Genomic DNA, 26,936 nt, shown 5'->3' with positions numbered 1-26,936 from the left:
GATGGCGCTGCTCAGCCTATGCTGCACTGCAACATGAACCGATTGACTTCGCATCTGCAAGGCCATATTGTGCATCGCAGCAAAGACTTTTTCGAATCGCATTTTTCGAATCGCAGTCGGGAGAGGTTGGCCTGAGCGCATGTTGATCGCTCTTGCACGCTTCCCGCCCGCGATCCGCCCGAGACCCGAATGCCAGCAGAAAGCAGGAAGTGTCACATGGCCGGTCAGGAAGAGACGAAAGACGAAGCGCTCGCTGCAAAGGCCTATGAAGCCGCAGCAGCAAAGACCCCGGTAACAAAGACTCCAGTAACGTCGGCCAAACCCGTCGCCGATGCCAAGGTTGAAGCGGCGAAAGTCGAAGCCAAGCCGGAGGCAGCCGCGCCTGTGGCGAAGTCGGCCGATGTCTCGCCTGCGGTCGCCAAGCCCGCTCCGTCTCAAACTCCTCCGGGCCAGACTCTTCCCGGATTACCGCAATCGGTTTCGACCAAGGCGGTCACCGAAAAGGCGGTAGCGCCCAAGCCGGCTCCGGCGAAAGTCGCCAAACCTGCGAAGGTCAAGGCTGCGAAACCTGCCAAGCCGGTCGCGGTGAAGCCGCCGGTCGTGGCAGCGCAGGCGGCCAAGCCCGCCGTAACCAAGGCTCCGGCCAAAGTTGCTGCGGCGAAGACCAAGGTCGCAGCGGCGAAGCCGGTCATAAAGCCTGCTCAGGCGAAGCCGGTTACAACGGCTCAGGCGAAGCCGGTTACAACGATTGCCAAGGCCAAGCCCGCTCCGGCGGCGGTGCCTCCGGTAGCAAGCAAGGCGGCGAAGACCGCCGAACCCAAGACGAATACGTTTGCAGGACTGTTTAATCCCTTCATCCTCGAGGAAAAAACAATGGACATTAGCGCTAACTTCGCCGGATTCCAGGATGCCGTGACCGAAGCCCAGGCCAAGGCCAAGGCCGCTTTCGAAAAGAGCTCGGTCGCGTTCGGCGAAGCCGGTGACTTCGCCAAGGGCAACGTCGAGGCCGTTATCGAATCGGGCAAGATCTTCGCCGAAGGCCTCCAGGGCTTCGGTTCGGAAATCGTGGCCGAAAGCCGCACCGCGTTCGAAACCCTCACGGGCGACATCAAGGAACTCGCGGCCGCCAAGTCGCCGACCGACTTCTTCAAGCTCCAGGGCGACATCATGCGCAAGAACTTCGACAGCGCCGTCGCTTACGGTTCGAAGAACAGCGAGGCCGCTCTCAAGCTCTTCAGCGACACGATGGCGCCGATCTCGGGCCGCGTCAGCGTTGCCGTGGAGAAGGCGCGCCAGGTCGCGGCCTGAGCCGCACCGGACGACTTTCGCCTGCATTACGGACGGTCGGGTGGGGTATCCCATCCGACCGTTCTGCCGTGATAGAACGGCCTTCATGACCTAAATGGACGCCGAACCGGACAGGGCATCTTGTTTCCGGGCGGCGCAATACGATATTCTGTCATCATGCGATCCCTTGTTGCCGATTCCAGACTGCCCGTGCCTGCGCACAGCGTGTCGCCGCGCGCCGCAGCGGGCCGTACCACTCCTGTAGTTGCCGCCGATGATGCGGATTCGGGCAGTGGAGATTCAGACGGCGGCGATTCGGATGGGGACGATCAGCTCGGCATCGCCACCAAGACCCGCGCGAAGCCGAAAAAGCCCAGCCAGTTCAAGGTCCTGATGCTCAATGACGACTACACTCCGATGGAGTTCGTGGTCATGGTGCTCAAGCGGTTCTTCCATATGGACATGGAACAGGCCACGCGCGTGATGCTGCACGTCCACCAGAAGGGCGTCGGGGTCTGCGGCATATTTCCTTATGAAATTGCCGAAACCAAGGTGAACCAGGTGATGGATTTCGCCCGGCAGAACCAGCATCCGCTGCAGTGTACTCTCGAGAAGGCCTGAGTAACCTCGAAAAAGGCGTCGCGTTCTGAAGGGCCGGGCACCGATCAGCTCGCCGCGATTTCGCTTTTTTCCGATTCCCGCCTCGCTCCGTTTTCGGCTGCCTGGCGGAATGCCTTCGCGATCGCCTGGAACAGCGCCGCGATCACGGCTGCGGCCACGGAATGCGCGGTCGCTTCTGCGGTGATCTCCAGCTCCGATACCGAGATGCCTGCCCAGTCGTGCAGCGGGCTCAAGGTTTCCACTTCATAGGACATGCCCTGCGGCAACAAGGTCACTGCCGCCCTTCCGCAAATTCCATCGCCCAGCAGCCGTGCGGCACGCTCTTCGCGTTCGGCCCAGCAAGCGGGAGCGGCCACGCGGCCCCAGCGGCCCAGGATGATCACGGCCTCGCGGACGACCGTGGCCGCTTCGCCGCGCGAGGCGGTGCGGGCACGGCGGGCGAAAGCAAGAAGTTCCCTTTCGACGAGGGGATCCGCGAAATCGACGAGATTGAGGCAGGCAGCGATCAGCGCCTGCGCTTCGGGTTGTTGCACGGGGACGATCTTTCGGGGGGGCGGCGCCGGATCGTTGCCCGGCGCCTTTGCGACTTGCCCGCGCCATGACGCGCTCCGCAGGGGAAATGCAATCGCCGGAGCGCCCATGTAACAGCGACATGGCGTGAAACCTTGGGTTAAATCCGGGATTTCCGGCATCGATCGGTCTTTGTGCCCGCCTCACGTCTCACCGCTGCCCCGCTCCGGCTGGTCGTTTTGCCGGGGATGACTTGTGGGGAAGGCGGAACCCGGCGAGACAATTCGCTTTGCCCCTTGGCGCCAAGCCGTTAAGGGCTTGGGGTGCACGGTTTTATGACGACGCCCCCGGTGAAACTTTCAGCGTGAAATTCCTCAGCGCCATAGATCGCTACATCTTTCGCCTCGTGCTGATGCCGATGCTCGGCATCTTCGTGCTCGCGGCGTCGCTGCTCGTGCTCGACAAGATGCTGCGCCTGTTCGATTTCGTCGCCACCGAAGGCGGTCCGATCGGCGTCGTCTTCAAGATGCTGGCCAACCTGCTGCCCGAATATGCCAGCCTCGCGATCCCGCTCGGGCTGATGCTGGGCATCCTGCTGGCCTTCCGCAAGCTGGCGACGTCCAGCGAACTGGACGTCATGCGGGCGGTGGGCCTCAGCTATACGCGGCTTTTGCGGGTGCCCTACATTCTGGCGCTGCTGCTGGCGGCGCTGAATTTCGCGATCGTCGGCTATCTCCAGCCGCTGGCCCGCTACTACTACGAGGAACTGAACTACGAGCTGAAATCGGGCGCGCTCGGCGCCTCGATCAAGGTGGGCGAGTTCAATGCGCTCAAGGACCGGATCGCGCTGCGCGTGGATGAAAGCCGCGACAACGGCCGCCGCCTGATCGGCATCTTTGCGCGCGTCGCCAACGAGAAAGGGCAGGTCCTGTCCATCTCCGCCCGCGAAGGCCAGTTCCTGGCGCTGAAGGGCGCGCCGGACACGATCATCCTGCGGCTGGACCAAGGGCAGATCATCCAGGACATGCCGGGCAAGGAACCGCGCGTCCTGTCCTTCACGCGGCATGACCTGCCGATCGATCTTCCGCAGATCGAGAAATTCCGCAAGCGTGGTGGTTCGGAGCGTGAATACCTGTTGCCGGAACTCGCCAAGCTGGGCTGGAACAAGGATCTGCCCAAGGAAGAGCGGATATCCAGCCAGGCGAACTTCAATTATCGCATGGTCGAAGTGATCATGATGCTGTTGCTGCCCCTGCTGGCGGTGGCGCTGGCGATCCCGCCCAAGCGCTCCACATCCGCGCTGGGCCTGTTCGTCTCCATCGTCATGGTCGTGGCCTATCACAAGGTGAACCAGTACGCGGCGGATGTGGCCTCGCTGGGCAAGATGAACCCGATCCTCGGTCTCTGGGGCCCGTTCTTCGTCTTCGCCGCGCTGATCCTGTGGATGTACTGGCGAGTCGCCTACGTTCCGGGCGGCCAGGCGATCGGCTGGCTCGAGAAGGGCGCCGAGATCATCGTCAAGCGGCTCAAGTCGCTGCTGAAGCGCAGCAAGCGCGGCCCGATCATGCCAGAACCAGCGGACGCTTCCTGAGATGCAGATGGAATTCTTCCCCTCGCGCACGCTGACCCTGTATCTTGCGCGCCTGTTCTTCACGCGCATCCTGGCCGTGCTGTTCATGCTGGTGCTGGTGCTCCAGATGCTGGACCTGCTGGGTGAGAGCGGCGACATCCTGGCCTTTCCCGGCAATGGCCAGGAACAGCTGCTCTACTACGTGACCTTGCGCGTGCCGCAGCTGATCGCGCGGTTCCTGCCCTATTCGGTGCTACTAGCGACGATCATCACCCTGGCGACGCTGAACCAGAACAGCGAGGTCATCTCGATGAAGGCCTCCGGGCTTTCCGCGCATCAGGTGCTGGCGCCGCTGATCCTGACCGCGCTGATCATTTCGCTGGTCAGCCTGGGCTTCAACGAGAGGGTCGTCACCCGCTCCACCGCGACGCTGAATGCCTGGCAGGCGGTGAAATACGGGCCGATCCCGAAGGATCCCGGCGTCAAGGCGAACCTCTACCTGGCCGACGGACGCGACCTGCTGATGGCCTCCAGCCTCGAAGGGCAGGGCGCGCGCATGGTTCTGCACGGCGTGACCTTCTATCGCCGCAACGCCGACGGCATGATCACCGAGCAGTATCGCACCGATCGCGCGGCTTTCGCCAATCCCGGCTGGCGGTTCGAGAGCCCGACCCGGTTCGACGTGGCGACCACGACCACCACCACGCTCGGCGCGACCGTGCTCGCTCCCGGCATCACGCCCGAAAAGATCATGATCTCCAAGGTCGATGCCGATTCGGAAGACCTGGTCCAGCTGTCCTCCTCGATCGAGGCCATGAAAGTGGCGGGGCGTCGCACCAGCGAGCTTGAGGCGGCCTGGTGGCACAAGCTGTCCGGCCCGTTCTCCTCGGTGCTCATGCCGCTGCTGGGGGCGGTTGCCGCCTTCGGTCTGGCGCGTTCCGGCCAGCTCCTGATCCGTGCCATCATCGGCATGGCGCTTGGCTTTGCCTATTTCGTGCTCGACAATGCGGCATTGGCGATGGGGAACTTCGGCGGATATCCGCCCCTGATCGCGGCCTGGGCGCCTTTCGTGCTGTTCGCCCTGATCGGCGAGACGGTGCTGATCCGCACCGAGGAATAAAAAAAAGCCCCGCGAAATGGCGGGGCTTTTTCGTTTCGGAGGTATGGGCTCAATGTGAACCCATGGTGCTCCGGGCAAGGCGGCCGAGCAGCGGCATGAGGCCCGGATAGTTCGCCTTCGCATAAGTCGATCCCGATCCGAACTCTGCGGCCAGGCGGCGGTGCGCCTCCGCCAGCGAGTGATAGGGCATCGAGGGCAGCAGGTGGTGCAGTGCGTGATAGCGCAGGCCGACCGGGGCCCAGAGTTCCGAGAACTTGGCCGGCGGGGGCACGTTCACCGAATCGAGGTACTGCGCGGTCACCGTCATGGCGTCTCCGTCGTTTTCCCAGAGATGGGCCACGAGCGTGCGGACCTGGTTGAGGAACGCGGTCAGCGAGACGACGCAGAGCGCGATCAGCAGCGGGCGCCAGCCATAGGCATAGCTGGCGGCGAGGACGGCGATGGCCCAGACCGAGCAGCCCACTTCCTGCCAGAACACCATGCGCGCGAACTTGCCCTCGGGCGGGCGGCGGGTGAACTGCGGGTTGATGGCAAGGGCCGAGGCGCGGCCCCAGACCAGCTTGCGCAGCGGCGGGATCACCGCGCCCAGCGGCACCAGCACGGCCGAACGGATCAGCAGGGCCACCGGCAGCAGGATCGCGGTGAGCGCGAAGACCGGCAGGCTCCAGGGCTTCATCAGCGCGAGCGGCAGGTATTCGGGATCCTCGACCGTGCCGTAACGGGTGCGCGTGTGGTGGATCGTATGGACGCCCTCGTACATCAGCGAGGGGATCAGCATCGGGATGCCGACCAGCAGGTTCCACGCGAAGCGGAAACCGGGCAGGGCATCGCGGTGGATATGGGTCAGTTCGTGGATGAACAGCAGCGCGCGGTAGAGCGCCAGCGCCGAAAGCAGGCCGAAGGCGACCATGGCCCAGCTGTTCTCCACCAGGATCGCGGCGGCAAGCGCGCCGTAGCCGATCACCGCCGAGACCAGCATGTCGGGCCAGTAGATTCCGGGCCGGGCCTCTGAAATGTCGCGCGTCAGTTCGACGGCGGCGCGCAGCATCGCCTTGTCGTCGGGGATTTCCGACGAACGCGGGCGGGCGGCTTCGCGCGAAAGCGGCGTTTCACGCGCCGTCTGCGGCGACCGATCGATGGCTTCCTGGGCAATCATACTATTCTAGTCCAAAGTCTCCGGGCATAAACGGCCCGATGCGTGTTTTGCGGGCGGCCTTGCCTGCGGTCCCGCTTGACAAGGTGCCGGGACCGACCGCAGGTCGCGATCCAAGCAATTCCCATAAGGCGGAACAAAGGCAGGATCGTGGCCAAAGCCGAACTAGTCATCACACCCGTTTCCAGCAAGGCTGACAGGCTTGCCTTTGTCGATTACGCTTATCGGCACAATGCGACAGATCAAAACTGGGTGCCCAATCTGCGCTCGGAAGAGATTTCCAAGTTCACGCCCGGCAAGAATCCGTTCTGGGACCATGCCCACGGCCAGCTTTTCCTGGCAAAGCGGGGCGATGAAGTCGTCGGGCGCATATCGGCGCATATCGATGAACTGGCGCTGAAACAGCCGCCGGAGCAGGGCATGGGTCCCGGGACCGGCAACTGGGGCGCGATCGAGGCCGAGGACGAGGAAGCGGCCCGCGCGCTGATCGCCGCTGCCGAACAGTGGCTGCGCGAAGAGGGCATGACCCGCGTTCTGGCGCCGATGAACCTGTCGGTCTGGGAAGAGCCGGGCCTGCAGGTGCTTGGGCACGATCACGCGCCCATGGTCATGATGGCGCATCACGATTCGGCTTATCGTCCCTGGATCGAGGGTGCCGGTTACGAGCGGGTGAAGACGCTCTACACTTACGATCTAGACGTGTCGAAGCAGTTCCCACCGCTTGTGCAGCGCATCGTCGCCTCGGGCGAGAAGAACGCCAAGATCCGCATCCGCGAAGTGGATCCCAAGCGCTTCGACGAGGAAGCGGCATTGATCTGTGATATCCTCAACGATGCCTGGTCGGACAACTGGGGCTTCGTGCCCTTCACCGAGAAGGAAATCGAATATACCGGCAAGGCGCTGAAGCCGCTGGTCCATCCCAGCCTGATCCGAATCGCCGAATACGAAGGCGAGCCGGTGGCCTTCATGATGACCTGGCCGGACCTCAACCAGGCGCAGAAGCGCTTCAACGGACCCAAGGGCAAGCCGGGCATCTTCGGCCTGATCAGGCTGCTGCTTTGGCTGCGCAAACCCAACCCGGCAGATATGCGCGTGCCGCTGATGGGCGTGCGCAAGAAGCTCCAGTCCTCGCGTTTGGCCAGCCAGCTGGCCTTCATGATGATCGAGTACATCCGCCGCTCCGCCACCGCCAAGTTCGGGGCGAAGCGCGCCGAGATCGGCTGGGTCCTGGACGACAACCAGGGCATGGTCGCCATCGCGGGCGCCATCGACAGCAAGGTGAACCGCGAATACGCCGTCTACGAAAAGGCGCTGTAATGAGCGCCTGATCGTTTCGGTTACTTACTGAACAGGCCTTGCGGCCGCGGCTTCCACATCGGCGGCTGCGGCCGCAGCCGCATCAGCGGCGCTGTCTTCGGGGGCTGCCGCTTCGCTGGCGGCAGCGCGCGGGGCGCCAGAACTGCGCATGGCGGCCTCGGGCGCGGCCAGCGGCGACTGCGAGCGCACCGTGTCGTAAGGCAGCATGTCGTCCCCGACCGAGCGCGGCAGGATCTTCGCCCCTGCCGCAGCCTGCTGGGAGGGGCTTTCCTCTTTCTTGCAGGCGCCGAGCGCGAGGCAGGCGCAAGCCGCCAGTAGGGCCAGCTTCGGGGAGGCGGTCCGGGGCGGGGTCATGCAGGCTTCTCCGGGGGGCAGGGGCGATCGAGCGCGGCAAGGAAGGCGGGGGCGCGGGCGATCAGCGCTTCGTCCCAGGTGGCGAAGTCCACGTCCTGTCCGAGGCGCGAGAGGCTGGTCACGCCGAATTCCTCGATCCCGCAAGGCACGATGCCGGTGAAATGCGACAGGTCCGGGCGGATATTGACCGCGAAACCGTGCATCGTCACCCATTTGCGGATGCGCACGCCGATCGCGCCGATCTTGGCCTCGCCCCCGTCGATATCCTTCGTCCAGATGCCGATGCGGCCCTCGCTGCGGAAGCTCTCGACGCCGAAGTCGGTGAGCGTGTCGATCACCCAGCCTTCGAGGCCATGGACGAAGCCGCGCGCGTCGCGGGCGCGCTTGCGCAGGTCCAGCAGGACATAGGCGACGCGCTGGCCGGGGCCGTGATAGGTATAGCGCCCGCCGCGTCCCGCCTCGACCACTTCGAAGCGCGGGTCGAGCAGTTCGGCAAGGTCGGCGCTGGTGCCGGCGGTATAGACGGGCGGGTGTTCGAGCAGCCAGATCAGCTCGCGCGCTTCTCCAGCGGCGATCTGCGCATTGCGCTCGGTCATTTCCTCCAGCGCGGCGCGGTAGGGTACGGGCTCGGCGCTGATGCGCAGTTCGATATCACCGGGAAGCGTGGAAGGAAGAGTCATGCCGCGTTGCGTGGCGTCATTCCCTGCGGTTATCAAGTGTCTTTGAAACGCCGGAGCCGATATGGCGGCATCAGGAGCAGTTATGAAGTTCGACAGCAACAGGGCCTGGACCCAGGCATCCCAAGCGGTTTCCGCGAATCGGGAGGTTGTCCTGTCATTGGCGGGCGTGTTCTTCCTGTTGCCGCAGCTCGTCTTCGCGATCTTCTTTCCGCAGCCGGAAATGGGCACGGGCATGAACGAGCAGCAGGTCATGGCGGCGGTCAAGGCCTACTACAGCTCGATCCTGCCGGTGATGATTCCCATCGCGCTGTTCCAGGCGCTCGGCACGCTTTCGCTGCTCTGCCTGCTTGACAGCGACCGCCGCCCGACCGTGGGCGAGGCAATCCGCGCGGGCGTGAAGGGCCTGCTGCCCTATCTCGTCGCGCAGATCCTGCTTGGCATGGGGCTGGGCGCGGCGGTTCTGGTCGTGGCGGGCGTGCTCGGTGCGGTAGGCGGCAATATGGGGGCGGCGATCGGCATTGCCGTTGCGCTGGTCTTCGCGGTGGCGGTCTTCGTGCGCTTTTCGGTGACGGCGCCCGTGGTCGCGGTGGAGAAGACGCTCAACCCGATCCTGGCGCTCGGCCGGTCGTGGACGCTGACCAAGGGCAACACCGCGCGCCTGCTGGGGTTCTACGCCCTGCTGGGGCTGGCCATGGTGGTGCTGATGATCTTCGGCAATATCCTGACCCTGCCGGTCACGCTGCTGGCGCCTGCCGAAGTGGTGAAGGTAGTGGCGGCCGTGGTCGAATCGATCATGGCGACAATCATGGCGCTCTATTTCGTGGCTGTGATCGCGCAGGTCCACCGCCAGCTCGCCGGGCCGGGCGACGAACGCGCCGCACAGACCTTCGAGTGAGGGGAATAACAAAAAGGCCGGTGCTCATCGCACCGGCCTTTTTGTTTTGTCGGGTGCCGCAGGGAAACGTCCTTGCGGGCCAAAACCTCAATCTTCGTCCTTCCAACCCCAGAACAGGAAGCAGGGCGGGACGTTGATGGCTTCCATGCCGTTGTCGATCCGCTTGAAGTGGCGGGCCATGAATTCGCGCGCCTTGGGCGTGAACTGGTAGACCAGGAAGGCGCCGCCCTTGCGGATGACGCGGTAGGTGGCCGAGGCGATGGCCGGGCCGACGCCGTCGGGCAGGGTCGAGAAGGGCAGGCCGGACAGCACGTAGTCCGCCTTTTCATGGCCGTGCGCGCGCACGATGTCCTCTACATCGGCAGCCGAGCCGAGCACCGCGATGAAGCGGCTGTCGGTGATCGTGCGGCGCAGGTAGTCGATGAACAGCGGGTTCGTGTCGATCACGATCAGCTGGCCGTCGCGGCCCAGGCGGTCGAGCACCGGGCGGCAGAACGTGCCGACTCCGGGGCCGTATTCCACGAAGAGCTTGCAGTTGGCCCAGTCTACGGGGCCAAGCATGCGGTTGATCGTGAAGCGCGAGGACGGAACGATCGAACCGACCATCACGGGATTGCGCAGGAAGCCTTCGATGAACACGCCCCAGGGTCCAAGGCTGTGTTTGATCTTCCGCTTGATCCGCTGGGGCAGCGCCTCTCGGGCAAGCTCGGTACTGGTCATGCTGGAGGAAGCTCTCGCTTTTGTTGTCGTCCGGCGAAGGGCGATTCGGTGACAGATCGGGGCCGACAATGCAAGCAAGCGTCGACCCTATGTTACGTGGAGATTACAGAATCTCGTGGACCTTTTCCTGAGGACGACAAAGCCTGGCGCCCTTTTCGGTTTCCACGAGGGGGCGTTCGATCAGCGCAGGCTCCGCGGCCATGGCGGCCAGAACCGCAGCGTCGTCCGCTTCCGGCAAGCCGCGCTCGGCGGCGTCGGTGCCGCGAAGGCGCAGGCCCTGCTGCGGGGTGATGCCGGCATCGCGGTAGAGCTGGGCCAGCTTTTCGGCCGATGGCGGGGTCTTGAGATATTCGATCACTTCGACATCCAGGCCGGGCGTTTCCTCAAGGATCGCCAGCGTCTTGCGCGAAGTGCCGCATTTCGGGTTGTGCCAGATGGTCGCCTTCACGGGCGTTTCTCCTGTCGTTCGGATGATGTCGTTTTCAGGGGAGCAAGCGCGGGCACCTTGCGGGCGGCGTCGCGCGGGGCGATGCCGGGGGCCGGGGCGGCGCTGATTGTTTCCTCGCGGCGCATGACTTTCCCGGCGCGCTGCACGGCGGCGATCAGGCGCGGATAGACCCCGCAGCGGCAGAGGTTGGGGATTGCATCGCGAATCTCCGCCTCGCTGGGATCGGCATTGCGGGCGAGCAGCGCGGCGCCGCCGATGACGATGCCGGGCGTGCAGAAGCCGCACTGGATCGCCTGTTCGGCGACCATGGCCTGCTGCATCGGATGCGAGCGGTCGGCCGAAAGCCCCTCGATCGTGGTGACGAAGCGGCCTTCGCATTCGCCCAGGGTGACGAGGCAGGCACGCAGCGCGGCGCCGTCTACGAGCACGGTGCAGGCGCCGCAGTCTCCCACGCCGCAACCATACTTGGTTCCGGTGAGATTCGCCCCGTCACGCAGCGCCCAGAGCAGGGGAATCTGCGGATCCATGGCGATTTCGACCGGATGATCGTTGACGGTCAGGCGCGGCATCCGGCCTCCATATGCGCGCAGGCGCCGCCGCGCCAGTATGCGCCCTGCGACGGGGCGGTGCTGATGCACGGCCCGCCGTTCTCTGAGACGTTGTTCTCTGGAATGCCGGGCATCAGCGCAGGGCCACCCGGATACCTGCCCAGAAGGTGCGCGGCGTGCCGAGATCGATCGAGCCGTCCTGGTTGCGGGTGACGATATTCTCGTCGGTCAGGTTCTCCGCGCGCAGCACCAGCGAGAAGGCATCCGACACCGGAACCTGCACATAGCCGTCGAGCGTCGTCGCGGCGGGGAGCACGTAAGTCTGGAGATCATCCTCGTACTGGGCGCCGACGTGGCGCAGTGTCGCCGCAAAACGCCAGCCTTCCGCCGGGAGCCAGGCGAGCGTGCCGCTGGCCGCGAACTTCGGCGTCTGCGAGGGGCGCGAATCGTCGAGATCGGGATCGTCGGCGCGAACCTTGGCGTCGGTCCAGGCGAGCGAGCCGTCGAAGCGGACTTTGCCGAGATCGAGCGCGGCGGCCGCCTCCAGCCCGCGCGCGCGGATGGCCTTCACGTTCTGGCGCTCGCGCGTCGTGCCGTTCAGCGTCACATTGGCGACGGCGTCCTTCACCTTATTGTCGAAAGCGGTGAGGGAGAGGGTCAGCGCCTCCAGCGGGTGGAGGTCGATCCCGGCCTCGTAGCCGCGCAGACGCTCCGGCTTGAGGTTCGGGTTGGCCTCGGTGGTGACCGGGAAGACCACGAAGGGGCGGTAGAGTTCGTTGAGCGTGGGCAGGCGCATGCCGGTATAGGCGGCGGCGCGCAGGCTTACCGCCTTGCCCGCGTGCCAGACCAGCCCGGCGCGCCCGTTGCCCATCCAGCCCGAGCGGTTCGCATAGGCATCGTCCTGCGTCACCGCGCCTGTCGGACTGACCGAGCGGTAGAAGCCGTTACGGATCGTCCAGCGGTCCGCGCGGCCACCGGCGGTGAGCACGAGATTGCCCAGGGTCCAGTCGTCCTCGACATAGAAGCCGAGGTCGGACTGGTTGCCGCCTGCACGGCGCACGGCGGTAAAGGCGCCGCCCGCGTTGTAGGGCAGTTCGAGCAGGCGTCCCTCGCTCAGGCGCAAGTCGGTGCCGATCCGCAGGACATGATCCTCGCCAATCGGCGGGCGCAGTTCGGCCTTGCCGCCGATCGCGGTGGTCGGGGTGCGGTGCTGGTCGAGCGTCTTCCTGTAGGTGCTCGAACTGATGACCACGTTCGAGAAGTCCTGCGCCTGCACATAGCCGAGCACGTCGAACTGCCACTGGCCCCGGCCGACCAGCCGCAGCGAGGCCTGCTGGCCCTCCGAGGTCGAATCCGCGCCCTTGAAGCGCAAGGTGCGCTGATCGTTATATGCAAGAGCGGAGGCCTGGAGTTCCACGGTCTCGTTCAGCGGCGCGACGGCGCGCAGCGAGGCGGACCAGCTGTCATAGGCGGCGCGGGCAGACGCGGGAACGCGCTGGTCCCGGGGTGTCGTCCAGAAGCCTTCGCCCCGGTCCCATTGCACGCTGGCGACGAGGAAGCCCGCGCCCAGCTTCGGGGCGACCGTGGCCGAGGCCTGCGTTTCGCCCCGGTCGTTGACGAGGGCGCTGCCTTGCAGGGCGCCGATCTGGTCCGGCCCGGCGCTGGTCATCTCGATGGTGCCCGCCACCGCGCCCGATCCGAACGCGCCCGAACCGCCGCCGCGCGTCACCCGGATGGAGGAGAGCCGCTCGGGCGCGATGGCGCTATAGGGGATATAGCCGAAGAACGGGTTCGCCACCGGCACCCCGTCTAGCAGCACCAGCGTGCGGCTCGATGCATTGCCGCCGAGCGCGCGCAGGGTCGCGCCTTGCGAGGAAGGATTGGCGGAGCGGCTGTCCGAGCGGCGGAACTGCGAGAAACCGGCGACGGAGCCCAGCACATCCTCGATCCGCCCGGAAGCGCTGGCGATCACCGCGTCCCGCTCGATGGTCTGGACATCGTAGGCCGGAGTGGCGGGGCCGGATTCCAGGCCGTGGCCGGTAACGATGATCGCGCCGGCCGGCTCGGCGGCTTCCTCTGCCAGTGCGGGGGAAGCCGAAAGCGCGGCACAGCCCGCCAGCCATGCGAAACGGAAGGTGGATGCTGTCATGTCAGGTCGGTACGTCAGGCCGGATCGATGGTGAGCACGACGGGTTCCAGCCCTTCGACGCGGCCTTCCAGCCGGTCGCCGGGCGCCACCGGGCCGACGCCCGCAGGCGTGCCGGTATAGATGAGGTCGCCGGGCGCGAGGTGATACATGCGGGAAAGGTCCGCGATCAGTTCGGGCAGGCTCCAGATCATCTCGGAGAGCGGTGCATCCTGCTTCGTCTCGCCGTTCTTCGCGAGGGTGATGCGCTGTTCATTCGGTTGCCCGAATACTTCGGCGCGGGTGATCGGCCCGATCACGGCGCCGTTCTCGAAGTCCTTGCCCATGTCCCAGGGATAGCCCTTGGCCTTGGCGGCGTTCTGGAGGTCGCGGCGGGTCATGTCGAGGCCGCAGGCATAGCCGTAGACCAGGTCCATCGCCTGCTCCGGTGCGATTTCGAAGCCGTGGCCGCCCAGGGCGACGACGAGTTCCATCTCGTAGTGGCAGTCCTGCGTGGCGGGAGGATAGGCGATCGTCTCGCCCGAGTGGCAGAGCGCGGCGGGTGCCTTGGTGAACCAGATCGGCGCTTCGCGGTCGACCGCATTGCCCAGTTCGCGGGCATGGGCGGCGTAGTTGCGCCCGACGCAGAAGATGCGGCGCACGCCGTAGCGGGCTTCTTCGCCCAGCACGGGGCCAAGTACGGGGACGGCGGGCACTTCGGGCAGTTCGAACAGCAGGCTCACTCGCGATTTCCCTTCTTGCTTGGTGGCGGGACATAGAACGGGGCGCGGCTGCGGGGAAGCGCAAGCGGCGTGCCGTCCCCGGTGAAAGGAGATTGTTTGAAAATCCGCCGCGGGCGGATTTTGGCGGCACCGGCCCCTAAGTCTTTCAGGCGCCCCCACCTGACCTCCCATCTAGGATACGCTGAGTGGGAGGTCGGGTGGGGGCGTGGGCCGGTGCCGCAAGCCTTCGACGGATGTCGAAGGCGCACTCAACAAAGACTCCACCGCAAATGCCCACTGTGCAATTGCCGACCAGCCTCTTACATTCGCGATGTGACCGAGAAACAATACTTATCCGGGCGGCTTCTCCTGGCGATGCCGGGCATGTTCGATTCCCGTTTCGACCACAGCGTGAGCGTCCTTTGCGTCCATGACGAGAACGGAGCCTTGGGCATCGGCATCGGCCGGTTGCGCGAAGGCGTGCGTTTTCACGAAATCCTTGAGGAACTGGGCATCGACCCCGGCGTCGCGCCGGACTGTGAAGTCCATGAAGGCGGGCCGGTCGAGCCGGGCCGGGGCTTCATCCTCCATTCCACCGACTGGGGCGGCAGCGACACGATTGCGGTCCATCCGCTCTGCGCGCTTTCCGCCTCGATGGACGTGCTGCGCGCCATTGCCGAGGGGCGCGGGCCGGAGCGCTGGCTGATGTCGCTGGGCTATGCGGGCTGGGCGCCGGGGCAGCTGGAGGGCGAAATGCGCCAGCACGGCTGGTACGCGGCGGATCCGCACCCGGAAATCCTGTTCGATACCGCGGTAGAGGATCGCTGGACCGCGACCTGGCGGGCGGAAGGCATCGATCCCGCCTTGCTGTCGAGCCAGACCGGAAGCGCCTGAGGCGGGTATCGATTCTCCGTCGTCCCGGATCAGGTCCGGGACGACGGCGCGCGCGCATTCCCGAGCGCCGAGAGATCCTCCGGGCGATCGATGTCGAGATGGATCGCCGGATCGTCGCTTTCGACGAAGACCACGTCGCTCCGGCCGCGCAGCAGGCGGCCTGCGCCTTCATCGCCGGTGAGCGTGGCGATTTCGGGAAAGAGCCGCGCGGAAAGCAGCACTGGATGCCCCGGCTTTCCGCCGTTACGGGGCAGGGCGGCGCTGCCTTGCCCGATCCCGGCAGCAAGGCCGGCCGCGATCCGGTGGGGTACGCTGGGCATGTCGCCCAGAAAGACGAAGACGCCGTCCATGTCGTGCAGTGCGGCGATCCCGGCCTTGAGCGATTCGGACAGCGCGTGGCTTTCCAGAGGCAGCACCTCCACCGGGGGAGCGCCTTCCCACCTTCCGCAGTCGAGGCCAGCCCGCGCCACGACCAGCACGCGCGAAACCGGTGCGGCGCGGGCGGCGCGGATGGCATGGAACAGCAGGGGGTCGCCATCCAGCAGGGCGGAAAGCTTGTCGCCGCCGAAGCGGCGCGATGCACCTGCGGCAAGGACCAGCGCCGCGAGGTTCTGCGCGCCGCTCACGCCCGTTCGCGCGCCGGGTTCAGCGCCTGCATGATCTCGGCGATGATCCCGGTGGCCACTTCCCAGGGCGCCTTGCCCAGTCCGGTGACCCCGGGCGAAAGGTTGAGCCGGGCCAGTTCCTCCGCCGTCGCGCCTGCTGCCTCGAGCGCACCGATCCGCGCCGCGGCGCGCGATTTCGCGCCGATCATGCCGACATAGCCCGCCCCGCCCCGCAGCGCCGCCAGGCAGCCGCCGAGATCGTGGTGGTCTTCATGGGTGGCGCCGAGATAGGCCGTCCAGCGGTCCACTCCGAGTTCCTCCAGCGCCGTCCGGGGATCGGCGCGCATATAGCGCGATACCGGGAAGGGCGGCGGCTCCACCGGGCCGTCCGGGCGCAGCAGGATCGTCTCGAACTGTGCCATGGCCGCAAGCTGCGCTGCAGCCAGCGCGCCCGGATCGCCGCCGGAAACGATCAGGCGGCGCGGCGGATCGTGGCGGCGGATGAGCGAAAAGGGTTCCTCGGCAAGATCGAGCAGCGGGCCGTGGTCGGCGGTCACTTTCTGCGCGATGCCGTCGCTGTGCCAGCGGCACGATCGGCGGGCCTCTGCATGACGGAGCAGGTCGGCTGCCGCCGTGCTGCCCGCCGCCACCCGTTCGACCAGGACATGCAAGGCGCCGCCGCAGCGCAGGCGAATGTCGATCCAGGGGCTTCCCGCCCCGTAATGGAGGCGGCGCGGCTCTCCGTCCGCCAGCACCATGGCGGCATGGCTGGCGACGTCGCCCTCGATGCAGTCGCCGGAAAAGTAGCCGCTGGCGGTGATCTCGGGCGCATTTTGGCCCTGTTCGACAAAGAGCATCTGCGCGCCTGGTCCGCGCGGCGCGCTGCCTTCGACCTTGTAGAGCGTGGCGAGCGCGACCGGGCGCCCGAGATGCAGCGCCTGCGCCAGCGGTGCGCGAATATCGTCGACCCAGCCGAACAGCGGCCAGTCGGCATTTTCGAGTTGGCCGGTAGACATTGAGGCGGTCATGATCGCGGCAAGGCATCCACATGATCGCCGACAAGCGGGGCGATGACCAGGCGGTGCAGGATGCGGGCGACGTCCTCGGCGCTCTGGTCCCGGCCCTTGGTGAGCCACCAGGCGAGGATGTCGATGGTGGATCCGGTGCCGTGAACCACGCCGAGGTCCTGCGGCAGCCAGTCGGCAGGGTGGGTGACGTCCTCGATCAACCCGCGCGCTTGGCGGATGAACTCCTCACGGACGATCGCCGCCGCGCCGCCGCCGAGCAGGGCCGACCACAGCGCTTTGTGTTCCCCGACATACGTGCAGAGCGCCAAGGTGGATTCGTAGCTGCTGGAGGCGTGGAGGATGGGAATGGAGAGTGCCAGCAATCCGGCGATCTCTTCCGAGGCCACATCTGCCAGCAGGGCTTCCTTGGTGGGGTAGTGACGAAAGAACGTGGCATAGCCCGTTCCCGCCCGCGCGGAAATTTCGCGGATGGTGATCTGGTCGAAGGACTTTTCCTCCAGCAGCGCGAGCATGGCGGCGTTCAGCACCTTGCGCGAACGCACCTGCCGCGCATCGGTGGGCGCGTCCTTCCTGAATTCCGCGAGATTTCCGTTCATGACCGTTGGTAACACCCTCATTCAAGGGTGTCTAACGCGGTGGCGAAGACTTCGGTACGGCTGAATCCGGCATGCCGTGATGAACGGGATTCAATATTCCCCGATGCGGTCCGCGAAGAGCAGGCGTCCGCCCGACAGGTGCCAGAGCGCTTCGTTGAAATCGGTATTGCTCATGGCGAAGCAGCCTTCGCTGCGGCCGAGCTTGCCCCATTTCTCGATCATCGCAGCATCGACGTACCAGGCCGGATGCATGACGATCGCCCGTTCGAGTGCCATGGAATTGTCGTTGTCCAGGCCCTTGAGGCGGATCGAGGTGCCGTACTTGCCGGAATACCACTCGCACGTAAGGAAGGCCCCGCGCGAGGTGGCTTCCGAGCCGGGCAGGTTGGAAAAGCTTTGCAGCCAGCCGCTGTGCATCGGGTCCGAGCCGCGGCCGTGGGCCAGCAGGAACGAGCGCACGGTGCCGGCCTCGATATTGGCGAAGTGAAGGCGCGGCTTCCACGAAGGCTGCGCGAAGTCGGCAATGCCGACGAGGTCGGTGCGCCAGATCTGCGAACCCAGCCGCTGCACCTGCTGCTGCGCCACGCCGAGGATGCGGCGCTGGTAAGGGGTGAGGGCACTGGGCACCGCATAGCCGGGCGTTCCGCTCAGGCCAGCCCCACTTGAGCCAAGCTGCCCCGACCCCGCAGGACCGATCTGTCCCGTGCCCGTTCCCACCTGATTATCCGCTGCCAGCACGCGCGCAGGCAATGCGAGGCTTGCGCCCGCCGCCAGTCCGCCCATGAGGACAGCACGCCGACCCAACGTCTGTTCCATACCGGTAAGTTAACCTAAACGCGGGGAACTTTCCAGTGCCATCGCCGATCGGTTCCCGCCTTCGCAGCAGGTCGCCGCAAAGGTTAACCGGCTGGCCGATGGCAGGGCGCCCAACGCGAGTCGGGCGCTTGGCGGGACGAAGAGGCGTTGCTCTCCGTCCTGCAAGGCTTCCTTAGGCGGTCAGGTAGAAACTTCCGCCGGTTTGCGGGCGTGCTGGCGGATCCAGTCCTCCAGCACCGGCGCGATGCGGGTGCGCCACTTGCTGCCGTTGAAGATACCGTAATGCCCCACGTTTTCCGCGAGCAGATACTTCTTGCTGCTGTCGGGCAGGCGGGTGGCCAGCTTGAGCGCGGCCTTGGTCTGGCCGATCCCGGAGATATCGTCACGCTCGCCCTCCACGGCCAGCAGCGCGGTATCGCGGATCGCCGCCGGATCGATGCGCTCGCCGCGATGGACGAATTCGCCCTTGGGCAGCGAGTGCTTCTGGAAGACATGCTCGATGGTCTGGAGATAGTAGTCCGCCGTCATGTCGCAGACCGAGCGGTACTCGTCGTAGAAGGCCTTGGTGGCCGCCGCGCCCTCTCCGTCGCCTTCGACGAGGTGCTTGAACATGCCGTAGTGGCTCATCATGTGGTTGCCGAGGTTCATCGCCATGAATCCCGCAAGCTGCAGGAAGCCGGGATAGACCTTGCGCCCGGCGCCGGGGTAGCTCAGCGGCACCGTGGCGATGACGTTGTTCTCGAACCAGGAGAGCGGCTGCTGCATGGCCACGTCGTTGACGCTGGTGGGCGCCTCGCGGGTGTCGACCGGGCCGCCCATCATGGTGAGCGTGGCCGGGCGGCAGGGATGCTTCTGCTTGCCCAGGATCGCGGCGGCGGCGAAGGCCGGGACCGAGGGCTGGCACACCGCCAGCATGTGCGCGCCGGGGCCGATGTGTTCCAGGAAGCCGATCACATAGTCGATATAATCGTCCAGATCGAAGCGGCCCGCCTCGGCCGGAACCAGCTTGGCGTCCGCCCAGTCGGTAATGTAGACCTCGCAGCTTTCCACCATGCGGGCGACGGTCCCGCGCAGGAGCGTGGCGAAGTGGCCGCTCATCGGCGCGACGATCAGCAGCTTGGGCGCATCCTTGGGCAGGCCGGGATGGTCGAATCGCAGCAGATCGCCGAAGGGGCGGCGCAGCACGATCGATTCGGTCACCGGGTAGGTCTTGCCCTCCAGGGTCACGCTGTCGATGTCGAAGGCGGGCTTTCCGCGCGGCGCGGCGGCATGGGCGAAGACGTCCAGGGCCGAGGCCATGACCGGCCCGAAGCCGAAGTAACCCATTGGCAGGGCAGGATTGGTAAGAAGTTCCGCGCCTACCGAGGCCCAAGCGGCGGCGCCGCTCAGCATGGTGCGCTGCAATTCATAGGCATTGTAAAGCAAGATGCGTCTCCCGAACGGCAATGCGACCCCGCCGTCCTGCACTGGTTGTAAGTCAGCCTGAATTTATACAGCCCATTTGGGACCGAATCGTTGCCGGCGCAATGCGGCAAGTCCGATAGAAGGGTGCCGGAACGGGGCAGGCGAAGCGATCACTCTGATCGTAAAGGCGCTTTTCATATGTCTTTTCCTGGGCGGGGGGACAGGATAAGAGCGCCTGCGACAGGAGCGGGATGGACCGTTCGGCAAAGCGCTCGCTCGCGGGCGCTTTCCAGGCAGGAATAAGGGCGCGCATGGATGCCAAGGCGGGGCAGGCAAGTCTGCCCGAGAACGAGAACGCCGCTATCGAGGCCGCGACCGGTGACGGCGTTGCCGGGGGCGGAAGCGACCGTCGGCGCAGCCTCGGCGCGCTGGGAATGGTCTGGCGCGAACTGTTCAACTATCCCGGCCGCATGGCGATCGCCGGGCTTGCCCTGCTGACCACGGCCACTTCCACGCTCGCGATACCTTACGGTTTCCGCCAGATCGTCGACCAGGGCTTTGCCGAGGGTGCCGATCCTTCGGCGATCCGCTGGTGGTTCATCATGCTGCTGGGCGTCGTGATCGTGCTTTCGGTGGCGACGGCGGTGCGCTTCTACAGCGTGTCCTGGCTGGGCGAACGCGTGGTCGCCGACGTGCGCCTGCGCGTGCAGCGCCATTTGCTGACGCTGTCGCCGAGCTTCTTCGAGGAGAACAGCCCCAAGGAAATCGCCTCGCGCATGACGGCGGATACCGCCATCATCGAGACGGTGGTGGGCACCACGGTCTCGGTGGCGCTGCGCAATGCGATCATGGCGGTGGGCGGCGTGGCCTATCTCTTCGTGCTGGCGCCGCACCTGACGCTGGGCCTGGTCGTGGCGATCCCGGTGGTGATCCTGCCAATCGCCGCCTTCGGCCGCCGCCTGCGCGCGGTCGCCCGCCAGAGCCAGGACCGCGTGGCCGATATCGGCGCCACCACCAGCGAGGTCTTCGGCGCCCTGCGCGTGGTCCAGGCGTTCAACCAGGAAGGCCGCGAGCTGGAGCGTTTCTCCGGCACGGTCGAGCGTACGTTCGAGACCGGCAAGCGCCGCATCGCCCTGCGCGCGGTGATGACCGCGGTGATCATGTTCCTGATCTTCGGTTCGATCACGGTCATCATGTGGCGCGGCGCGATCGGCGTGGCCGAAGGGAGCATCACCGGCGGCACGATTGCGGCTTTCGTGGTGACGGCGGGAATCGTCGCGGGCGCGTTCGGCTCGCTTACCGAAGTCTACGGCGATCTCGTGCGCGGCGCGGGCGCGGCGAGCCGTCTGGCCGAATTGCTGGGCGAGCATCCGGCGATCACAGCGCCTGCCCGCCCGCTGGTCCTGCCGTCGCCGGGACGCGGCAAGCTGGCGTTCGAGCGCGTGACCTTCCGCTACCCCTCGCGCCCGGAACTGGCGGCGCTGCACGATTTCAGCCTCTCGATCGAGCCGGGCGAGACGGTGGCGATCGTCGGCCCCTCGGGCGCGGGCAAGTCCACGCTGTTCCAGCTGGCCGAGCGTTTCTACGATCCCCAGAGCGGCGTCATCAAGGTGGACGGCGTGCCGCTCACCTCCGCCGATCCTGCCGAAATCCGCCGCCGCATCGCGCTGGTGCCGCAGGAAGGCGTGCTCTTCGCCGCCTCCGCGCGTGACAACTTGCGCTACGGCAACTGGCAGGCGGACGACGAGGCGATCTGGCAGGCGGCCCGCGCCGCCAATGCCGAGCGTTTCCTGCGCGAACTGCCGCAAGGGCTCGACACGTTCCTGGGCGAGGACGGCGCACGCCTGTCCGGCGGCCAACGCCAGCGCATCGCCATCGCCCGCGCCCTGCTGCGCGATGCCCCCATCCTGCTGCTGGACGAAGCGACCAGCGCGCTCGATGCCGAGAGCGAGCGGCTGGTGCAGGATGCGCTGGAACACCTGATGGAAAACCGCACGACCCTGGTGATCGCGCACCGTCTGGCCACCGTGCGCAAGGCGGATCGGATCGTGGTGATGGACGGCGGCCGCATCGCCGAACAGGGCACGCATGAGAGCCTCAGCCAGGCGGGCGGGCTCTATGCGCGGCTGGCCTCGCTCCAGTTCGACGCCGATGCTGTTGCGGCCTTTTCCCGTTCGACGAACGCCTGACCAGACCCGACGAACGACATTTCAGGGCTGGTGTTGCCGAATATGGCAATTATGTTGCGCTGCCATCGACGGGCCGTTCCGGTCCGTCGCCAGACCGTTCGTGTCATGCAATTAGAAAGGGTGGGACCATGACCCGCATTCTCGGCCGGGTGCTCGCTTCGACAGCGCTCGCTACCGCACTCAGCTTCTCCGCCGTTCCGGCACTGGCCGATACGCCTGCTGCCACGCCTGCGGCCTCGGACCCGATGCAGATCGATCCGGCGAAGATGGACTGGGGCAAGTCCGGTATCCAGACACAGTGGCAGGATCCCACCGCCAAGGCGGGCGCGGACTTCGACAAGTTCGTGAACGGCAAGTGGGAAGCCGCCGTCGTGCTCCCGGCCGACCGCACCAACTGGGGTTCCTTCACCGCGCTGCGCGATCTTTCCGAACAGCGCGTCCATGCCATCATGGACGATCTGATCGCCTCCAAGCCCGCCGCCGGCACCGATGCCGCCCGCGTCGAGGCGGCCTATGCGGCCTTCATGGACGTCGACGCCATCAACAAGGCGGGCCTCGCCCCGGCACAGCCCTATCTCGCGCGGATCTTCGCGGCCAAGACCCCGGCCGATCTCATGAAGATCTTCGCGGCGCCCGGTTTCGCCTCGCCGCTTGGCGCCTATGTCGGCCCGGACGAGAAGCAGAGCGACATCAACGCCTTCCAGGTGGGCATCGGCGGCCTCGGCCTGCCCGACCGCGACTACTACCTGAAGAACGACCAGCGCTCGCAGGACATCCGCGCCAAGTACACCGACTATCTGACCTTCGTGCTCGGCAAGGCCGGCTACGCGGACGCGGCCACGGCGGCCAAGTCGGTGGTCGCGCTGGAAACGATGATCGCGCAGGCCGACTGGGACCGCGCCGCCAGCCGCGACCCCGATCTCACCTACAACAAGCTGACCCTGGCCGAATTCGAAGCGCTCGGCGCCCCCGGCCTGATGCGCACGTTCATGGATTCGATCGGCGCCGGCAAGGCGGGCTACGTCCTCGTCGGTGAAATGCCGCCGACGGCCGAAGAGCTCAAGGCCGCCCGCATCGATCCCGCCAAGGCCCAGACCCTGTTCGGCGGCGGCGTTCCCGCTGTGGCCAAGCTGGTTTCGGATGTGCCTGTCGCCACCTGGCAGGCCTGGCTGGCCGCGCACTTCATGCGCAGCAACGCCGCGGTCCTGCCCACCGAGATCGACGATGCCACTTTCGCCTTCTACGGCAAGGTCATGAGCGGCCAGCCCCAGCAGCGCGCCCGCTGGAAGCGCGGCGTGGCAGCGGTCGAGGGCATGGCCGGCGAGCTGGTCGGCAAGATCTACGCCGAGAAGTACTATCCGCCCGAAGCCAAGGCGGCGATGACCGACCTGGTCTCTAACTTGCGCAAGGCCATGGCGGTCAACCTCAAGGACCTGGCCTGGATGGGCCCGGAAACCCGCAAGGAAGCACAGGCCAAGCTCGATGCTTTCAATCCCAAGATCGGCGCTCCGGCGAAGTACAAGGCCTATGAAGGCCTGACCTTCTCGGCCACCGATCCGCTCGGCAACGCCATTGCTGCCGGTTCGTGGGAGAACGACGACCAGATGAAGCGTATCGGCCAGCCGGTCGACAAGACCGAATGGTTCATGCTGCCCGAGACGGTCAACGCCTACTACAACCCGCCCTTCAACGAGATCGTGTTCCCGGCTGCGATTCTCCAGCCACCGTTCTTCAACGTCTCGGCCGACCCGGCGGTCAACTATGGCGGCATCGGCGCCGTGATCGGCCACGAAATGGGCCACGGCTTCGACGACCAGGGCGCCAAGTCCGACGGCACCGGCAACCTCCGCGACTGGTGGAGCGCGGCCGACAAGGCCAACTTCCAGAAGCTCCAGGACCGGCTGGAAGCCCAGTACAACAGCTTCTGCCCGTTCGACGACGGCAAGACCTGCGTGAACGGCAAGCTGACCATGGGCGAGAACATCGGCGATCTCGGCGGCCTCAGCCTCGCCTACCGCGCCTACAAGCTCTCGCTGAACGGCAAGGAAGCTCCGGTGATCGACGGCCTGACCGGCGACCAGCGCTTCTTCATGGCCTGGGCGCAAGTATGGCGCAGCAAGTACCGCGAGGAATCGGTGCGCCAGCAGCTCATCACCGATCCGCACTCGCCCGCGCACTACCGCATCAACGGCATCGTCCGTAACTTCGACGAATGGTACAAGGCCTTCGACGTGAAGCCCGGCGACGCCCTTTACCTCCCGCCCGCCGAGCGCGTGCGCATCTGGTAAGGAAACGGTAAGAAAACAGGGCTCGGTCGGACAGCGACCGGGCCCTGATTTCTTTCGGAGAACTTCGCAGCGCGCGTCATTTGCAGCAAAACGCGCCCAACCGTATTTTCTGAACGACTATAGGTACTAGCGACCCTCTCGGCGGGTTGACTTGGCCGGTGCGTCCGGCATGACCTGCGGCCCATGAGCTTGACCCTTACCGCGATCCTCCTCGGCATTGTCGAGGGCCTCACCGAGTTCCTGCCCGTCTCCTCGACCGGCCACCTCATTCTTGCCACCCGCCTCTTCGGCTACGACGCCTCGCAATGGGCGACGTTCAACATCGTCATCCAGCTGGGCGCGATCCTGGCGGTCATCGTCCAGTTCTGGCGCACGTTCTGGGTTGTGGGCATGGGGCTGCTGAAGCTCCATCCCGCCTCGATCCGTTTCGTGCGCAACGTGCTGCTGGCGTTCATCCCCTCGGCCGTGCTGGGCCTGCTGCTCAACAACTATATCGAGGGCCTGCTGGGCGAACCTGCCGTGGTCGCCTGGGCGCTGATCATCGGCGGCATCGCCATCCTCGGGATCGAGAAAGTGGCCAAGCCCGGCCCGCTGACCGGCGTTTCCGAGCTGCCCGCCGGCAAGTGCATCGGCGTCGGTCTTGCACAGTGCCTGGCGATGGTCCCAGGCGTCAGCCGTTCGGGCGCGACGATCATGGGCGCGCTGTCGATGGGCATCGAACGCCGGACGGCGGCCGAATTCAGCTTCTTCCTGGCCGTACCCACGATGATCGGCGCGACAACCCTGGAACTGCTCAAGCATCACGAGGAACTGATGGCAGGCGCCGGCCCGGTGGGCTGGGGCGAGATCGGCATCGGCTTCGTCGTGTCCTTCGTGGTGGCGCTGGTCGTCATCAAGGCCTTCATGGCCTTCGTCAGCCGCTCGGGCTTTGCACCTTTCGCCTGGTATCGTATCGTTGCCGGCGCACTTGCACTTTTCCTGCTTTCGCGGGTCTGATCAGGGGTTTGAGCCATGGCCGGGGATGACAACAAGAAACTCGGCCACAAACTCGGGCGCAAGGATTACGAAAAGCTGCTGGAGCCGATGCTGGAGGAACTGGTGGGCATGGCCCGCTGGGCCTCCACCACCGGCGCGCGAATCGTCGTCCTGTTCGAAGGCCGGGACACGGCCGGCAAGGGCGGGGCGATCAAGGCCGTGGGCGGCCAGCTCAATCCCCGCCAGTGCCGCACCGTCGCGCTGACCGCGCCCAGCGAGCGCGAGCAGGGGCAGTGGTACTTCCAGCGCTATGTCGAACATCTGCCGACGCGCGGAGAGATCGTGCTGTTCGATCGCAGCTGGTACAACCGGGCAGGCGTCGAAAAGGTCATGGGCTTCGCCACCGGTTCGGAAGTGAAGCGTTTCCTTGAACAAGTTCCCGTGTTCGAACGCATGCTCGTCGATGACGGCATCCTGCTGTTCAAGTACTGGCTCTCCTGTGACCAGGACAGGCAGGAGGAACGGCTTCACGAACGCCTGGAAGACCCGCTGAAGCGCTGGAAACTCTCGCCCATCGACGTCGCCGCGCGCGAGAAGTACGAAGAATACACCAAGGCGCGGGAGGCCATGCTGAAGGCCACGCACAAGAAGCATGCGCCCTGGACGGTGGTGGACTTCAACGATCAGCGAATCGGCCGACTCACTCTCGTTCGCGATCTGCTGGATCGTCTGCCCGATACCAAGGTGGAGCCGCAGACGATCAGCATGCCCAAGCTCAATCACGCACCGTACAACGAGAAATTCGGCGTTCTTGAGCCGATCGAGCCCTACGACGCGTCTTAGTTGAGTGCGCCATTCGCATCCGCGAATGGCTTGCGGCACCGGCCCAAGTTAGTTCAGGCGCCCCCACCCGACCTCCCATTCAGTGTATCCTAGATGGGAGGTCGGGTGGGGGCGTGGGCCGGTGCCGCACAAAACGGCCGGAGGGCCGTTTTGCCCGGGCGAGAGCCCGGCCGAAAAGACTCTTACGCTTGACTTTGGGCTGTCATTATCGCAAGGGCCGCAACCTTGAGGGGCGGCGTTCGATTGCCGCCCTGAAATTTTTCAACGGAACGCCGGCCGGCCAGGGCGGCTGAAACGAGAGATACAGGAAACCGCCATGGCGAAGCCCGCAACCGTCAAGATCCGTCTTGTCTCGACCGCCGACACCGGCTTCTTCTACGTCACGAAGAAGAACCCGCGCAACACGACCGAGAAGATGACCTTCCGCAAGTACGATCCCGTCGTGCGCAAGCACGTCGAGTTCAAGGAAGCCAAGATCAAGTAAGGTTTCCTTCGGGAACTTTGCGATTCAGGGGCGGTTCAAGCCTGCAAACCCAATGGGAGCACCATGAACCGCACCTTCAAGATCTTTCGCTCTTGCGTAGGCGCGGCCGGTTTGGCCGCGCTTTGCGTTCCTGCACTTGTTCCGTCGACGACGGCGCTTGCCGCCGAGGCGGGTGATTCGGCACAGCTGAATCAAGCCGTCGAGGCCCTGCGCGCGATCTCGACGATGAAGGCCGACTTCGTCCAGACGGATCGCAACGGCCAGAGCCTGAGCGGTCAGTTGACGCTCATGCGTCCCGGCAAGATCCGCTTCCAGTACGAGAAGAGCGCCCAGCTGCTGATCGTCAGCGACGGCAAGGCGCTGACCATGATCGACTACTCGGTGAAGCAGGTACAGCGCTGGCCGATCAGCAACAGCCCGCTCGGCGCGCTGCTCGATCCCAAGCGCGACGTGGCGAAGTATGGCTCCGTTCGTCAGACCGGCAACCCGAATGTCGTCAGCATCGAAGTGCGCGACCGCACGCACCCGGAATACGGCGTGATCACCCTGATCTTCACCCGCAAGGCCTCGGCGCCGGGCGGTCTCGAACTGAGTTACTGGGTCGCGCTCGATTCGCAGAACAAGCGCACCACGATCTCGCTTTCGAATCAGCGTTACGGCGTGCCGGTGACAGACAACGACTTCCGCTGGAACGATCCGCGCCCGCGCACGCGCCGATAACGCTCGTCGATGGGGCGCAACGCC

At 65.6% G+C, this 26,936-nt stretch carries 27 protein-coding genes; 13 read left to right on the top strand and 14 right to left on the bottom strand.

The window, feature by feature from the left end:
- Nucleotides 1-216 precede the first annotated feature (216 nt).
- Nucleotides 217-1,308, top strand: a complete 1,092-nt coding sequence (locus tag NTCA1_RS29045; RefSeq protein ID WP_159830051.1) for a phasin family protein — start codon at nucleotides 217-219, stop codon at nucleotides 1,306-1,308.
- A gap of 156 nt (nucleotides 1,309-1,464) precedes the next feature.
- Nucleotides 1,465-1,908: an ATP-dependent Clp protease adapter ClpS gene (gene clpS, locus NTCA1_RS29115; RefSeq protein WP_374705171.1), complete on the top strand. Its 444-nt coding sequence runs from the start codon at nucleotides 1,465-1,467 to the stop codon at nucleotides 1,906-1,908.
- Nucleotides 1,909-1,952: 44 nt separating this feature from the next.
- Here the strand turns inward: clpS and NTCA1_RS08705 are convergent, their stop codons facing one another.
- Entirely contained in the window at nucleotides 1,953-2,441 is a 489-nt protein-coding gene (locus NTCA1_RS08705) for a hypothetical protein (RefSeq protein WP_159830050.1), read from the bottom strand.
- 341 nt (nucleotides 2,442-2,782) lie between these two features.
- Here NTCA1_RS08705 and lptF point away from each other — a divergent pair, with 341 nt between their 5' ends.
- Complete coding sequence (gene lptF / locus NTCA1_RS08700) at nucleotides 2,783-4,009, top strand: LPS export ABC transporter permease LptF (protein ID WP_086490277.1); 1,227 nt, start codon at nucleotides 2,783-2,785, stop codon at nucleotides 4,007-4,009.
- A gap of 1 nt (nucleotide 4,010) precedes the next feature.
- Nucleotides 4,011-5,108 (top strand): LPS export ABC transporter permease LptG, encoded by a 1,098-nt coding sequence (gene lptG / locus NTCA1_RS08695; RefSeq protein WP_086490198.1) that lies wholly within the window; start codon nucleotides 4,011-4,013, stop codon nucleotides 5,106-5,108.
- Nucleotides 5,109-5,157: 49 nt separating this feature from the next.
- Here lptG and NTCA1_RS08690 read toward each other — a convergent pair whose 3' ends face one another.
- Nucleotides 5,158-6,264 (bottom strand): fatty acid desaturase, encoded by a 1,107-nt coding sequence (locus NTCA1_RS08690; RefSeq protein ID WP_159830049.1) that lies wholly within the window; start codon nucleotides 6,262-6,264, stop codon nucleotides 5,158-5,160.
- Nucleotides 6,265-6,411: 147 nt separating this feature from the next.
- Here NTCA1_RS08690 and NTCA1_RS08685 point away from each other — a divergent pair, with 147 nt between their 5' ends.
- Nucleotides 6,412-7,578, top strand: coding sequence for an N-acetyltransferase (locus NTCA1_RS08685; RefSeq protein WP_159830048.1), 1,167 nt, complete (start codon nucleotides 6,412-6,414; stop codon nucleotides 7,576-7,578).
- 24 nt (nucleotides 7,579-7,602) lie between these two features.
- Here NTCA1_RS08685 and NTCA1_RS08680 read toward each other — a convergent pair whose 3' ends face one another.
- Complete coding sequence (locus NTCA1_RS08680; protein WP_159830047.1) at nucleotides 7,603-7,932, bottom strand: hypothetical protein; 330 nt, start codon at nucleotides 7,930-7,932, stop codon at nucleotides 7,603-7,605.
- A complete protein-coding gene (gene lipB / locus NTCA1_RS08675) occupies nucleotides 7,929-8,612 on the bottom strand; it encodes a lipoyl(octanoyl) transferase LipB (RefSeq protein WP_159830046.1) in 684 nt (227 codons plus the stop codon). Before lipB ends, NTCA1_RS08680 begins: the two co-directional genes overlap by 4 nt.
- Before the next feature lie 82 nt (nucleotides 8,613-8,694).
- Between lipB and NTCA1_RS08670 the strand changes: the two genes are divergently transcribed.
- Nucleotides 8,695-9,507: a hypothetical protein gene (locus NTCA1_RS08670; RefSeq protein ID WP_159830044.1), complete on the top strand. Its 813-nt coding sequence runs from the start codon at nucleotides 8,695-8,697 to the stop codon at nucleotides 9,505-9,507.
- 87 nt (nucleotides 9,508-9,594) lie between these two features.
- Here the strand turns inward: NTCA1_RS08670 and NTCA1_RS08665 are convergent, their stop codons facing one another.
- The 5 genes from NTCA1_RS08665 to NTCA1_RS08645 all read right to left on the bottom strand — a co-directional run bounded on the left by NTCA1_RS08665 (nucleotide 9,595) and on the right by NTCA1_RS08645 (nucleotide 14,091).
- On the bottom strand, nucleotides 9,595-10,227 hold the full coding sequence (locus NTCA1_RS08665; protein WP_133084325.1) for a class I SAM-dependent methyltransferase: 633 nt from the start codon (nucleotides 10,225-10,227) through the stop codon (nucleotides 9,595-9,597).
- A 103-nt stretch (nucleotides 10,228-10,330) separates the two neighbouring features.
- Nucleotides 10,331-10,675 (bottom strand): arsenate reductase (glutaredoxin), encoded by a 345-nt coding sequence (arsC, locus tag NTCA1_RS08660; RefSeq protein WP_159830042.1) that lies wholly within the window; start codon nucleotides 10,673-10,675, stop codon nucleotides 10,331-10,333.
- The gene (locus tag NTCA1_RS08655; protein WP_159830040.1) at nucleotides 10,672-11,244 is read right to left on the bottom strand and encodes a (2Fe-2S)-binding protein; all 573 of its coding nucleotides are present in this window, start codon (nucleotides 11,242-11,244) and stop codon (nucleotides 10,672-10,674) included. The genes arsC and NTCA1_RS08655 overlap by 4 nt, the downstream gene beginning before the upstream one ends.
- A 112-nt stretch (nucleotides 11,245-11,356) precedes the next feature.
- Nucleotides 11,357-13,372 (bottom strand): TonB-dependent receptor, encoded by a 2,016-nt coding sequence (locus NTCA1_RS08650; protein ID WP_159830038.1) that lies wholly within the window; start codon nucleotides 13,370-13,372, stop codon nucleotides 11,357-11,359.
- Nucleotides 13,373-13,386: 14 nt separating this feature from the next.
- The gene (locus NTCA1_RS08645) at nucleotides 13,387-14,091 is read right to left on the bottom strand and encodes a fumarylacetoacetate hydrolase family protein (protein ID WP_236549187.1); all 705 of its coding nucleotides are present in this window, start codon (nucleotides 14,089-14,091) and stop codon (nucleotides 13,387-13,389) included.
- 363 nt (nucleotides 14,092-14,454) lie between these two features.
- Here NTCA1_RS08645 and NTCA1_RS08640 point away from each other — a divergent pair, with 363 nt between their 5' ends.
- On the top strand, nucleotides 14,455-14,964 hold the full coding sequence (locus NTCA1_RS08640; RefSeq protein ID WP_201282441.1) for a YqgE/AlgH family protein: 510 nt from the start codon (nucleotides 14,455-14,457) through the stop codon (nucleotides 14,962-14,964).
- A 29-nt stretch (nucleotides 14,965-14,993) separates the two neighbouring features.
- Here the strand turns inward: NTCA1_RS08640 and NTCA1_RS08635 are convergent, their stop codons facing one another.
- The 5 genes from NTCA1_RS08635 to NTCA1_RS08615 all read right to left on the bottom strand — a co-directional run bounded on the left by NTCA1_RS08635 (nucleotide 14,994) and on the right by NTCA1_RS08615 (nucleotide 19,434).
- Nucleotides 14,994-15,590 (bottom strand): NTP transferase domain-containing protein, encoded by a 597-nt coding sequence (locus NTCA1_RS08635; RefSeq protein WP_159830034.1) that lies wholly within the window; start codon nucleotides 15,588-15,590, stop codon nucleotides 14,994-14,996.
- Nucleotides 15,587-16,585, bottom strand: a complete 999-nt coding sequence (locus tag NTCA1_RS08630) for an XdhC family protein (RefSeq protein WP_159830032.1) — start codon at nucleotides 16,583-16,585, stop codon at nucleotides 15,587-15,589. Before NTCA1_RS08630 ends, NTCA1_RS08635 begins: the two co-directional genes overlap by 4 nt.
- Nucleotides 16,586-16,593: 8 nt before the next feature.
- The gene (locus tag NTCA1_RS08625) at nucleotides 16,594-17,193 is read right to left on the bottom strand and encodes a TetR/AcrR family transcriptional regulator (protein WP_159830030.1); all 600 of its coding nucleotides are present in this window, start codon (nucleotides 17,191-17,193) and stop codon (nucleotides 16,594-16,596) included.
- A gap of 90 nt (nucleotides 17,194-17,283) precedes the next feature.
- Entirely contained in the window at nucleotides 17,284-17,997 is a 714-nt protein-coding gene (locus tag NTCA1_RS08620; protein ID WP_236549186.1) for a murein L,D-transpeptidase catalytic domain-containing protein, read from the bottom strand.
- Nucleotides 17,998-18,189: 192 nt separating this feature from the next.
- Nucleotides 18,190-19,434: a polyhydroxyalkanoate depolymerase gene (locus NTCA1_RS08615; protein WP_133084326.1), complete on the bottom strand. Its 1,245-nt coding sequence runs from the start codon at nucleotides 19,432-19,434 to the stop codon at nucleotides 18,190-18,192.
- 290 nt (nucleotides 19,435-19,724) lie between these two features.
- Here NTCA1_RS08615 and NTCA1_RS08610 point away from each other — a divergent pair, with 290 nt between their 5' ends.
- The 6 genes from NTCA1_RS08610 to NTCA1_RS08585 all read left to right on the top strand — a co-directional run bounded on the left by NTCA1_RS08610 (nucleotide 19,725) and on the right by NTCA1_RS08585 (nucleotide 26,912).
- Nucleotides 19,725-21,602 (top strand): ABC transporter transmembrane domain-containing protein, encoded by a 1,878-nt coding sequence (locus NTCA1_RS08610; protein ID WP_086490183.1) that lies wholly within the window; start codon nucleotides 19,725-19,727, stop codon nucleotides 21,600-21,602.
- Between the two features lie 128 nt (nucleotides 21,603-21,730).
- Nucleotides 21,731-23,890 carry a M13 family metallopeptidase gene (locus NTCA1_RS08605; protein ID WP_086490182.1) on the top strand — a complete coding sequence of 720 codons (2,160 nt, stop codon included), beginning with the start codon at nucleotides 21,731-21,733 and terminating at the stop codon, nucleotides 23,888-23,890.
- A gap of 183 nt (nucleotides 23,891-24,073) precedes the next feature.
- A complete protein-coding gene (locus tag NTCA1_RS08600; RefSeq protein WP_086490181.1) occupies nucleotides 24,074-24,886 on the top strand; it encodes an undecaprenyl-diphosphate phosphatase in 813 nt (270 codons plus the stop codon).
- Nucleotides 24,887-24,901: 15 nt separating this feature from the next.
- Nucleotides 24,902-25,708, top strand: coding sequence for a polyphosphate kinase 2 (gene ppk2, locus NTCA1_RS08595; RefSeq protein WP_159830028.1), 807 nt, complete (start codon nucleotides 24,902-24,904; stop codon nucleotides 25,706-25,708).
- Between the two features lie 316 nt (nucleotides 25,709-26,024).
- Complete coding sequence (rpmG, locus tag NTCA1_RS08590) at nucleotides 26,025-26,192, top strand: 50S ribosomal protein L33 (protein WP_086490179.1); 168 nt, start codon at nucleotides 26,025-26,027, stop codon at nucleotides 26,190-26,192.
- Nucleotides 26,193-26,255: 63 nt separating this feature from the next.
- Entirely contained in the window at nucleotides 26,256-26,912 is a 657-nt protein-coding gene (locus NTCA1_RS08585) for an outer membrane lipoprotein carrier protein LolA (RefSeq protein ID WP_159830026.1), read from the top strand.
- Nucleotides 26,913-26,936: the final 24 nt, after the last annotated feature.

This window comes from Novosphingobium sp. TCA1, from assembly GCF_009811895.1.
Lineage (GTDB): Bacteria > Pseudomonadota > Alphaproteobacteria > Sphingomonadales > Sphingomonadaceae > Novosphingobium > Novosphingobium panipatense_A.
This window is presented reverse-complemented; position numbering and strand designations above follow the sequence as displayed.